At 61.1% G+C, this 11,064-nt stretch carries 10 protein-coding genes; 3 read left to right on the top strand and 7 right to left on the bottom strand.

From position 1 onward, the window contains the following. A partial coding sequence (locus AUR66_RS18700; RefSeq protein ID WP_082682291.1) for a histidine kinase N-terminal 7TM domain-containing protein occupies positions 1–1,827 on the bottom strand: 1,827 nt, incomplete at its 3' end. A gap of 331 nt (positions 1,828–2,158) precedes the next feature. On the opposite strand from AUR66_RS18700, the gene AUR66_RS18695 reads away from it, so the two are divergent. Continuing rightward, on the top strand, positions 2,159–2,608 hold the full coding sequence (locus tag AUR66_RS18695; RefSeq protein ID WP_058573626.1) for a FlaD/FlaE family flagellar protein: 450 nt from the start codon (positions 2,159–2,161) through the stop codon (positions 2,606–2,608). A 78-nt stretch (positions 2,609–2,686) separates the two neighbouring features. Here AUR66_RS18695 and AUR66_RS18690 read toward each other — a convergent pair whose 3' ends face one another. Then, a complete protein-coding gene (locus tag AUR66_RS18690; protein ID WP_058573625.1) occupies positions 2,687–3,829 on the bottom strand; it encodes an acyl-CoA dehydrogenase family protein in 1,143 nt (380 codons plus the stop codon). Between the two features lie 117 nt (positions 3,830–3,946). Between AUR66_RS18690 and AUR66_RS18685 the strand changes: the two genes are divergently transcribed. Both AUR66_RS18685 and AUR66_RS18680 read left to right on the top strand, forming a co-directional pair. Continuing rightward, positions 3,947–4,384, top strand: coding sequence for a universal stress protein (locus tag AUR66_RS18685; protein ID WP_058573624.1), 438 nt, complete (start codon positions 3,947–3,949; stop codon positions 4,382–4,384). A 39-nt stretch (positions 4,385–4,423) separates the two neighbouring features. Continuing rightward, on the top strand, positions 4,424–5,221 hold the full coding sequence (locus tag AUR66_RS18680) for an RIO1 family regulatory kinase/ATPase domain-containing protein (protein WP_058573623.1): 798 nt from the start codon (positions 4,424–4,426) through the stop codon (positions 5,219–5,221). Between the two features lie 24 nt (positions 5,222–5,245). Here AUR66_RS18680 and AUR66_RS18675 read toward each other — a convergent pair whose 3' ends face one another. The 5 genes from AUR66_RS18675 to AUR66_RS18655 all read right to left on the bottom strand — a co-directional run. Then, complete coding sequence (locus tag AUR66_RS18675; protein WP_197409879.1) at positions 5,246–7,507, bottom strand: PAS domain S-box protein; 2,262 nt, start codon at positions 7,505–7,507, stop codon at positions 5,246–5,248. Positions 7,508–7,723: 216 nt separating this feature from the next. Beyond that, positions 7,724–8,461 (bottom strand): ABC transporter ATP-binding protein, encoded by a 738-nt coding sequence (locus AUR66_RS18670; protein WP_058573621.1) that lies wholly within the window; start codon positions 8,459–8,461, stop codon positions 7,724–7,726. Then, the gene (locus AUR66_RS18665; protein WP_058573620.1) at positions 8,458–9,264 is read right to left on the bottom strand and encodes an ABC transporter ATP-binding protein; all 807 of its coding nucleotides are present in this window, start codon (positions 9,262–9,264) and stop codon (positions 8,458–8,460) included. The genes AUR66_RS18670 and AUR66_RS18665 overlap by 4 nt, the downstream gene beginning before the upstream one ends. Beyond that, positions 9,264–10,361: a branched-chain amino acid ABC transporter permease gene (locus AUR66_RS18660; RefSeq protein WP_058573619.1), complete on the bottom strand. Its 1,098-nt coding sequence runs from the start codon at positions 10,359–10,361 to the stop codon at positions 9,264–9,266. The genes AUR66_RS18665 and AUR66_RS18660 overlap by 1 nt, the downstream gene beginning before the upstream one ends. Then, a partial coding sequence (locus tag AUR66_RS18655) for a branched-chain amino acid ABC transporter permease (protein ID WP_058573618.1) occupies positions 10,358–11,064 on the bottom strand: 707 nt, incomplete at its 5' end. The genes AUR66_RS18655 and AUR66_RS18660, both read right to left, overlap by 4 nt.

Raw genomic sequence — 11,064 nt, 5'->3', positions numbered from 1 at the left:
GGTGACGGCAGACGACTCGATGGTGACACTCACCTCGGGGAGGATTCGGTCGTTGTGTTCGAGTGCGTTGTCGATGAGGTTCTTGAGTGCCGATTCGACCAGGTCGTCGGCGTAGACCCATTGCTCGCCGGGGAGGTCACGGTGGATGATCGCTCGCGGGTAATCGGACTCGATGTCGTCGAGTTGTGTCTCGATTCGGTCGACGATTTCGACTGGCGTGAGGCCGTCAGACCCTCGGTCGAGCGTCGTATCGATCTGTCGAGTCTGCTCTCCGAGTTCCACGAGTGACCGCGCTTTGCGCTTTATCGTCCGCGCGTGGTCTTTCGTCTCGGCGGGGATTCGTTCGTCGAGCAGGAGGTCTGCGTGGCCGAGGATGACGTTCATGTCGTTTCGCAGGTCGTGACGCAACACGCGGTTGAGGACTCTGAGTCGTTGTTCGTACCGGTAGCGGTTGGTCACGTCACGGGAGTTCAGGACGATACCACCGACCGCGGGGTCGTCGAGGAGGTTGACACCGACTGTCTCGAAGCGACGCCACGTGCCGTTGTCGTGGCGAATCCTGAACTCGGCCCGGACGGGACCGTCACCCTCGATGGCCTCGTTCAACCGACTCATCACCATCTCTCTATCCTCTGGGTGGACGATGTCTTCGACGTGTTCACCGACGAGTGATTCTGGCGTGTAGCCGAGGACGTCGCCCATCGATGGACTCGTGTACTTGCGGACGCCCGACTCGTCGACGACCGTGATGACGTCGCGAGAGTTCTCGATCAGTGCGCGGAACTCTTCTTCGGTTCGTCGACGGTCGGTCACGTCGTGGAAGACGAGTAATTGAGCACGATTCTCGGTCTGCTCTCCGACGGGTCCACACCTGACCTCGAAGTAGCGCCGTTCGTCCTCGGCCTCGACGGTCGTCTCGACGCGGTCACGTCCTTCGAGGACTGCCCGCACTTCCGACGGTCGACGAGTGACTTCGAGGATGGGCCGGCCGATACATTCTGAGACGGCGAGTTTGAGGAGCGCCGACGCAGCACCGTTCGACTCGACAACCCTATCGTGGTCGTCGAGGACGACGACCGCGTCCCGCATCTCCGAGAGGATGGCGTTACGGGCAATCGGTGTGATGTCGAACAGTCGGTACCGGAGTAACGCCCAGAAGACGAGTACAGAACTGATACCGAACGAGATGGGCGTCGGGTCGATAGGTGTGATGGGCCGCCAAAACAGCGTCGTCGCGAAGGTCCCAATCGGGATTGCACCCATCGCCGTCAGCAGTCCTGCCTGTCGTTTGTGGACACCGGTACTCGCGAGTGCCGTCTTCGCGAGGATACTCAGGCCCGCGGTCGAGACACCGGCCGTGTAGACGACGTGGAGGATGAACAGCGGACTTCCACCGACTGAGAGACTCTCGGCGAACCCTGTTTGGAGAAGCACTGGTGAGACGAAGCGGCCGTGAAAGTTGTTCGTCAGCGTGAGAGCAATCGAGACCGCCGGTTCGACAGAGAGGAGGGCGACGGTCCGCTGCGTGAGGTTCTGTGCCTCACCGGCGTAGACGATGGTGAAGACCAGCCATGAACTCGGCACGAGCGTGGCACTCACCCACGCGACTTCGACGTACAACTGTGCTGCACTCGGTGTCGAGGCGAGGAGAGAGAATCCGTACGCAGTCGCCCAGATAGCCGCCGAGAGGGAGAGAAACGCGAACGGTAACCGAACGCGACGAGAGTAGAGTCGAAACCGCCCCAGGACGACGATCGAGACCACACCTGCGAGGATGCCCGCGGCGAACAGAGCATACACGTATGGTGACAGTCCGACGCTGGTCATGAGTGGGGTGTGGTACACATCTGTAACTCTCGTCCGTTCAGTCATCTCCGATGAATATCACATCGGTGCGACAGTACACGTGACTCGTGTCTGTAACTTAAGCAGTTCGCCCTAGATATCGATTTTGATACTATTCGGCTGAGTACGAAACCTGTTATTTGCGTCGAGAGAATTACGCTATCGGGGGGACATTTTGCACTCTCTCACACGGTTATCGATACTTGAATCGCCTGACTTCAGGGGAGTCACTCTCGACGCATTGTCGATTAATCTACACGATGTTCGAAACGGCCCGAACGCTTAATCGGGATGGATACAGAACCACCAGTAGATGCCGCTCGACCCAAGACCTAACGACGTTGCGGAACTCCACCACGCTGTCGATGGACGGAGCGATGCGTCGTTCGATTGGGTCGACGACCCTGTGGACCACACCTGGCGCGAGACCGTCTACCGCCGACTCCTCGCGACGACTGCGATGATAACCTCGGACGGCGGGGTGTACCTCGAATCGATTCCACGGACGCCGCGCGCCGAGAACGTGCTTCTCGACTGGTGTGTCCACCTCGTCGAACGTCTCGGTGGTCGCGGGGCACTCCTCATGGTCTCGTATTACCGAGACATCGGCTGGATTGGCGACGACCCTCACGACACGATTCACGAGCGAATTCTCTCGTTCACCGTGCCGTCGGACTTCGAGGACGCACCGACAGAAGAAGACCACGTCCAGAGTCTCTCGTACATCGCTCGACTCGCGTCGATGGACGACGAGGACGACTGACGTCGAAGCGAGGGCGAAGGCCGACCGACATCGCATGTAGACGGAGGCCGACCAGTTCGCTGTTCGGCAGCGACAGCCTCAGAGACCGAGTTGTCGGCCGATGACGAGGTGCTGAATCTCGCTCGTCCCCTCTCCAATCTCCATCAACTTCGCGTCGCGGTAGTATCGTTGCGGCGCGAAGTCCGTCGTGTAGCCGTACCCACCGAGGACTTGGACTGCGTCTTCGGCGACTTCTCGTGCTGCTTCCGAAGCGTCGAGTTTCGCCAGTGCAGACTCCTGGCTCACCCGGTTGCCAGCGTCGTACTTCGTCGCCGCCTTGTGAGTGAGGAGGCGTGCACGCTCGGTCTTGCGGTACATCGAGACGAGTTTGTCGCGGATGGCGTCGAACTTCGAAATCGGTTGCCCGAACTGTTCGCGCTGGCCGGCGTACTCCTTCGCGTGGTCGTACGCACCCTGTGCGAGGCCGACAGAGAGGGCTGCAATCGAGATGCGTCCGCCGTCGAGCGTCTTCATCGTCTGCTTCCAGCCTTCTCCTTCCTCGCCGAGGAGACGGTCTTCGGGAATCCAACAGTCGTCGAACGAGAGTTCACACGTCGGCGAACAGTTGAGTCCCATCTTGTCCCACACCGTGGTCACTTCGAACCCGTCGTCGTTCTCCGGGTCGACGATGAACGTAGAGATACCGTCGTACCCTTCGCCGGGGTCCGTGACGGCCTTGACGAGTACCGACCCGGCGACGTTCGCGTTCGTGATGAACTGCTTCGTTCCGTCGATGACGTAGCCATCGCCGTCTCTCTCGGCGACCGTGTCCATATCGCTCGCGTCACTTCCCGACCCCGGTTCCGTGAGCGCCCACGCACCCATGTGCTCGCCAGTCGCGAGGGGGCGGAGCCACTGTTCTTTCTGTGCGTCGGTGCCGAACAGTTCGAGAGGTTTCGAGGCGAGACTGACGTGTGCCGCGTACGACAGGCCGATACCCCCCGAGACGCGACCTAACTCTTCGACGACGAGCGAGTACATCAACTGGTCACCGCCGAGACCACCGTACGCTTCGCTGATGGGGACGCCCATCACGTCCAGTTCGGCCAACTGGTCGAAAATCTCCGCGGGGAACCGATGTTCGTCCTCGATGTCCTGCGCGATAGGGGCGATTTCCTCTTCGCAGAATTCGCGGACGGTGTCACGAATCATCCGGTGTTCCGCCGGAAGGTCGAAGTCCATGAGAGCAACTATCGCCGAACGGGACATAAACCAATCGAACGACCATGAAGGTTGTTCGCTCTCAGTGTGTGGGAACGTCCGACCGCTTCTTTCACCGTCCGAGAACGACCGTCTCGTATGTACTCTCACATCCTCTTTCCGACCGACGGTAGCGAGTGTGCTGACGCCGCACTTGACCACGCGTTAGACCACGCCGAGATGTACGACGCGACGATTCACGCCCTCTACGTCGCCGACGTTCGGGAAGTCGGCCACGCTGCGCCTGCCGTCTCTCTCGGGAAGGTCCGGGACGCACTGCACGACAGCGGTCGGGACGTCCTCGAACGCGTCGAACGCACGGCCCGTGCGGCCGGCATCGACGTCGAGACGACGGTCACGGAAGGAACACCCGAGAGCGAGATACTCGAGTTCGCAGACCGAGACGACATCGACCTGGTGGTGATGGGGACACACGGCCGCAGTGGCCTCGACCGCTACCTCATCGGGTCCGTCGCCGAACGGGTCGTCCGCAGTTCTCCCGTCCCTGTGTTGACCGTCCGACAAGAGTCGGAGTGAGCCCACGACGTTAAGCCATCCCTCGTCATACGAGGGGTCATGGACCTCCGTCGGCTCGTCCGTGGCCGTGTCGGGTGGCCTCGTCTCGAGGCTGTCGTCCGTGAATTGACACGCCGATACGACCGCGAGACCCTCCACGTTCGCTTTCTCGAAGCAGACAACTGGCTCTCGACGCCGATGGTCGTCGACGACGAGTGGTTCGTGAAGGTCGTCTCTCAACAGAACTCACTCGTCCACGCGCTGTTTACCACCGGGCGAAACTTGGGTGCCTTCTCTAGTGGCACCGAAGGATTCTTCGAGCACTTCGGAACGCCCCTCCAGATGGCCGAACACGAACTCGAAGCCACGAAGCACCTGCGTGAAATCGGATTGAACGCTCCCGCCCCCGTCGAAGCGTTCGAAGTCGAAGGACTCGGAGTCCTCGTCTTGGAGTATCTGCCAGATTTCCACACGCTCGATACGGCACCACGAGAGGAAGTGCTCACCCTCGCGCCGGACCTCTTTTCAGCCCTCCACAAGATGCACGACAACCACCTCGCTCACGGTGACCTGCGGGCCGAGAACGTCCTCGTCCGCGACGATGGCATCTACTTCATCGACGCGACCAACGTCAACGACGAGGGGATGCACGACGCGCGTTCGTACGACTTGGCGTGTGCGCTGGCGGCCCTCGAACCACTCGTTGGCGCGAAGGACGCTGTCGTCGCCGCAGCGACGGTGTACGACCCGACCGAACTCCTCGACGCCGTCGATTTCCTCGACTTCGTCAACATCCGTCCCGACCACGACTTCGACGCCGCGGCGCTCAAAGGCGAGATAGAAAAGCGGGTCACGTGACGGTCCAGCGTGCGTGTCGTCGGATTACGCTGCTTTCTCGAGTCGAATCTCGAAGACCGCTCCAGATGGGTCGTTGTCGCCGATAGTGACGCTCCCTCCGTAGTGGTCGACGAGTGTCTGGACGAGGTACAACCCGAGTCCCGTCCCGCTACTTTCGAGCCCTCGTTCGCCTTTGCCGAAGATATCGTCGCGCTGTGATTCGGGGATTCCCGGTCCGTTGTCTGCGATTCGGACGGTGACGTCGTCGTCGCTTTCTGTCGCGGACACCACCACTTCGGGAACGTCGGCGTGGGTATGCTGAATCGCGTTGTTCAAGATGTTCCTGAAGACCGATTCGACCATCTCGTCTGCACACACCGGTGTCGACGGGATTTTACCCTCGATTCGAATCTCTGCTCCGGGGTTCGCGTGGGCGAGTTCGTCGACTGCTGCGTTCAGGGGCTGAGAGAGTGAGATTGCAGTCGTCCCGTCGGTTTCGTCAGTGAGGAGAGTCGCCATCAACTCTCCGATAGTCTGTGTCAGTTCGACGACGTGGTCTGATTTTTCCGTGATAGACGCCAACCGACCGCGTCCGTCTTCGTCGACGTGGTCTTCGAGGAGTTGACTCATCCCGAGGACGATTTGCATGTCGTTTCGGATGTCGTGGCGGACGATTTCGTTGAGCAACTCTAACTGCTCGTTTCGGTCTTCGAGTGTCCGTTGGTACTCTTTGAGGTCGGTGATATCGCGGTTGATGGCGACGAATCGAACGACTTCGTCGTCGACGACGATTGGCGCAATCGTCTGGTCGACGTAGAACTCCGACCCGTCTTTTCGGGCGTCGACCATCCCCTCGTAGTGCCACTGTTCGCCGTTCAGTATCGTCCCCCAGAGGTTTTCGTAGAACTCCTCGTCGTACCGACCAGACTGGAGCAACGACGGCGTCTCCCCGACGACTTCCTGTTCGGTGTACCCCGTCTGTTCTTCGAACGCAGGGTTCACGTACTCGATGATGCCGTCGGTGTCAGTGATGTAGATGGCGTGGCCAGCGTGTTCGATGGCTTCCCTGTAGGTCTGGAGCGTTCGAACGTGTTCTCGCCGACTCGTGATGTCGCGAGCGAGTGTGAGCATCGCGCGCTCTCCTTCGTACTGTATCGAGACGGCACTCACTTCGACGGGGAACGTCTCACCGCTTGCAGTCTCGAACGTCGACTCGAAGACGAACCGGTCAGACGACTCCACGTCGTGGAACCAGTTGTCTTCGTCTGGGTCGACGACGAACGACGACAGATGTGCGCCGAGGAGCACAGATTCGTCGTATTCGAGGCGGCCGAACCCCGTGGTGTTCGCACCCAGAATCTCACCACGTTCGAGCGAGTAGACGACGACGATGTCGTCCATACTGTTCAACAACCTGGCCTCACGGTGTCGTGTCTCGCTCGCCGCAATCGAGTTGGCGAGCGTATCTCCGACCTCTTCGAGGACCGCACGCTCACGCCCGTCGAACGCATGTTTTCGGTCCGCGTAGATGGAGAGGACACCGTAGCGCGTCCCGTGGTCAACGAGAGGGACGGCCATACTCGATTGATACCCTCGTTCGCGTGCTGCGTCGCGCCACGGTTCGAACGTCGGGTCTTCGTGGATGTCCTGCATGACTGCCGATTCGTGCGTTCGGGCGGCGGTCCCTGCTGGTCCGCGGGAGGTCGCCCCGTCAGAAATCGTTATCGTGATGCTATCGAGGTACCCGTCCTCGACGCCTGCGGACGCCCTCGGGACGAGTTCGTCGTCTTCGACGGAACCGACCCACGCGAAGACGTAGGGGTCTGCCTCGGCCAACGTCTCACAGACCGCCTGTTCGAGTGTCTCGCGGTCGTCGGTCGTCGCAATCTGGCGATTGATCTCTCGGACAGTATCGAGAATCTCGCCCGTCGTCTCCAGTCTCTCGGATTCCACCGCCCGCAACACCGTCGCATACCCGAGCGCCGTGCTGATGCCCGCGCCGCCGAGGACTGTATTGACCATGAGATAGTTCGCGTGGACGGTGGTGTTGCCGTGTGTCTGCTGATACGACACGAAGAGTCCCCCGATGGCCGCACCGACGAGTGCGCCTGCAACGACCCACGCATCGAGTTTCCAGACGTTCGTCGTCGGAAGCGTACTCCGATAGAAGTAGGTACCGGCAAAGACGAGGCCGACACCGACGAGCACCATCGGAAAGACGCCCAGTAGGAGTCCGACGAGCGGTTCGCTATCCTGTGCGTGCTCCCACCCGACGAGGAGTGCGACCACGCCGAGAATGGCAGGCAATGCGGAAGAAATCGTCCTGGAATAACGTTCTCTGAAGATGACCATCTACCTCTGAATGACGTGTGTTCGTGACTATCCGAGAGATACCACCGGGTGGGAATTGATAATTTTGTTGGTAGCTACCTCTCAATAAATTATACTTGGCTAACAGTTCTGGTGAGGGAATCGCTCTCGTCGTCGGTGGTCGTGACAAAAGTGTGACTGCGTCGGACCGACTTACTCCCCTTCGACGCCCTCGTAGTCTGCGCCACCCATGTAGAGACGCGAGACTTCGGGGTCGTCGAGGAGACTGCCGGCTTGGCCCTCGTAGGCGACGGTGCCCTGGTCGAGGACGTACCCACGGTCGGAGATGGCGAGACCCTCACGGGCGTTCTGTTCGACCATCAACACCGAGGTACCGAGTTCGTTCACCTTCTGGACGTCTTGGAACACCGACTGGACGATGTTCGGGGCGAGACCGGCCGACGGTTCGTCGATGAGGAGCACGTCGGGGTCCATGACGAGTGCGCGGGCGAACGCGAGCACCTGGCGTTGGCCGCCAGAGAGCGTCTTCGCCTTCGCGGTTCGCTTCTCGTCGAGGATGGGGAACTGGTCGTACAGTTCGTCGATACGTGCCTGTAAGCCCTCTTTCCGGGCGACGCCGCCCATCTTGAGGTTCTCGTCGATAGTGAGCGACGAGAACACGTTGTCGACCTGTGGGACGTACCCCATGCCGGTTCTGACGAGGTCTTCTGGGTCCTCGCCGGCGATGTCTCGGCCGTCGAGTTCGACCGTTCCGGTCCACGGTTTGAGGAGTCCGAAGACGGTCTTGAGGACCGTCGACTTCCCCGCCCCGTTCGGGCCGATGATGCAGACGATTTCGTCTGACTTGAGGTGCAACGTCAAGTCGCGAAGGACCTGCACCTCACCGTAGCCACTGTCGACGCCTTGCACGTCGAGTGCGCGGTTACTCATGGGCCAGCACCCCCGAGGTACGCTTCGATGACTCGGTCGTCCGTGCGGACTTCGTCTGGCGTGCCTTCCATGAGCACCTTCCCCTGGTCGAGGACGATGATGGGGTCGGCGAGGTCCATGATAAACGGCATGTCGTGTTCGATGATGAGGAAGGTCTGGCCCTCCTCGTTGAGTTCGCGGATGAACCGCTTGATGTCGTTCGCCAGCGTCGGGTTGACCCCGGCGACCGGTTCGTCGAGCAGCAAGATGTCCGGGTTCGTCGTGAAGGCGCGCGCCAACTCGACGAGTTTCAACTGCCCGCCCGAGAGGTCCGTCGACGGTTGGTCGATGAGGTGTCCAATCTCGAAGCGTTCGAGCAGTTCCCGTGCTTGTTTGATGTTCGCCCGCTCTTCTCGAGTGACCTCGTCACCGGAGAAGAACAGCGAGAACACCGACTCACCGGCCTGTGGGCCGGGGCCGACGAGCATCGCCTCGCGGACAGACATCCCTTCGAGACGCCGAGGCGTCTGGAAGGTCCGAACGAGTCCCTTTCGGGCGCGTTCGTGCGGTTCCAACTCGGTTACGTCGTCGCCGTTGACCATGACGCGACCCTCGTCGAGTTCGTAGAACCCGGAGATGAGGTTGAACAGCGTGGACTTCCCCGCGCCGTTCGGGCCAATCATCCCCGTGATGGTCCCGCGTTCGACTTCGATGGACACGTCATCGGTGGCGACGAGGCCACCGAACGCCTTCTCCAGACCGACCGTCTTCAACACGGCGTCGGCCTTTCCGAGGTGTGCGCCCTCGTAGACGTCACCGGACATCAGTCGTCACCTCCGGTCTGTGGTTTCGGCGACCCACCGCTGGGTGCCGAAGCCTTGTCCTTCGCTGCCGGCCAGATGAGTTCGTCCTTCGGCGGAAGGAGTCCATCCTGCCGGTAGCGCATGATGAGGATGATGAGGACACCGACGAACAGCAGTCGAAGCGGTGCCACGTCGAGTCCGAGCGACCCAATCGCCGGCACGTCGTTGATGAATCGGGTCCCCTCGCGGATGGCGATGACGACGGCGGCACCGACGACTGCCCCGCGGTTCGACCCGGTCCCACCGAGGATGACGGCAATCCAGATGTAGAACGTCGTCAAGGGGACGAGGTCGGACGGGTCGAGGTACAGGTTCAGGTGCGCGTAGAACGCCCCAGCGATGGCCATGATGACGCTGCCGATGACGAACGCTTGCATCTTGAACTGGTACGTGTCTTTGCCGAGTGCCTTCGCGAGGTCTTCGTCGGACCGGATGGTCCGCAAGACACGCCCCCACGGCGACCGGTGGGTCCGCCGGAGGAACAGGTAGATGAGTACCCCGAGGACGACCACGACGCTAGCAGTCGTCGCGAGTCTCGTGAGCGGCAACCACGGGATGAGCGCGGGAATCCCGCTGATTCCGCTCGACCCGGCGGTCCACTGCCGTTCGTTCAGGATGATGAGGCGGATGACTTCCGCCAGCCCGAGACTTGCTATCGCGAGGTAGTCCTCACGGAGGCGCAGCGTCGGGATACCGATGAGTATCGCGACGAGGGCGCTCACGACGATTGCCGCGAGGAACCCGAAGACCGGGTGGAGGCCGAGCCCAAGTGGTGAATTGGGTGCGGTCAAGAGTGCCGCACAGTAGGCCCCGAGGCCCCAGAAGGCCGCGACTGAGAAGTTGATGAGGCCGGCGTACCCCCACTGGACGTTGAGTCCGAGCGAGAGGAGCGCGTACATCCCGACCAGTGAAACCTGGAACAACAGGAAGCTCAACCCGACGACGCCGGTGACGACGCCGACGACGAGGAGCACCGTGATGAGTCCCAGTACGGCAAAGATGCGGCGCTCAGACTTGTCACGAACGAGTGTCTCGTTCACCCAGGTTGCGACACTCATCCGCTCTCACCTACGATTCCGCTCGGTCTGACGAGCAAGATTGCGACCATGATGACGAATGCCACTGCGGCGGCGTACCGCGACCCGACCGGGATGATTCCCCACTGGTTGAAAAGCGGGACGAGTTCGTGGACCATCCCGATGACGAAGCCACCGAGCATCGCACCGTAGACGGACCCGATGCCGCCGAGGATGACTGCGGCGAACACGATGAGCAGGATGTCGAAGCCCATGCGGGGGCGCACGAGTTCTTCCAGTCCGAGGAAGACGCCGCCCGCGGCGGCGAGTGCGCCACCGATGAGCCACATCGCGATGATGACTTCCCGCGTGCGGATGCCGCTGATTCGTGCGAGGTCCGCGTTGTCTGCGGTCGCACGCATCTTCCGACCCAGTGTCGTCCGGGTCAGCGTCAGGTGCAGTCCTACGACCAGGACCGTCGCGAGACCGACGACCACGAGGTTACGCGGTGTGACCGCGACCCCGAAGGATTCGCGGACCCACGGAATCGGTCCCTGACGAGTCACTCCGTAGCGCTCGGAGTCGGACCCGAACGAGAGGAAGACCATCGCCCGATAGACGAGGGCGACACCGATACTCGTGATGAGGAGTCCGATGGAGCCCGACCCTTTCATCGGTTTGTAGATGATTCGGTCCGTGACGACGGCGATGACTGCCGCAGCGAACATCCCGAACGCGAGCGCGA

The sequence above is a fragment of the Haloferax profundi genome (genome assembly GCF_001469865.1).
Taxonomy (GTDB): Archaea; Halobacteriota; Halobacteria; order Halobacteriales; family Haloferacaceae; genus Haloferax; species Haloferax profundi.
This window is presented reverse-complemented; position numbering and strand designations above follow the sequence as displayed.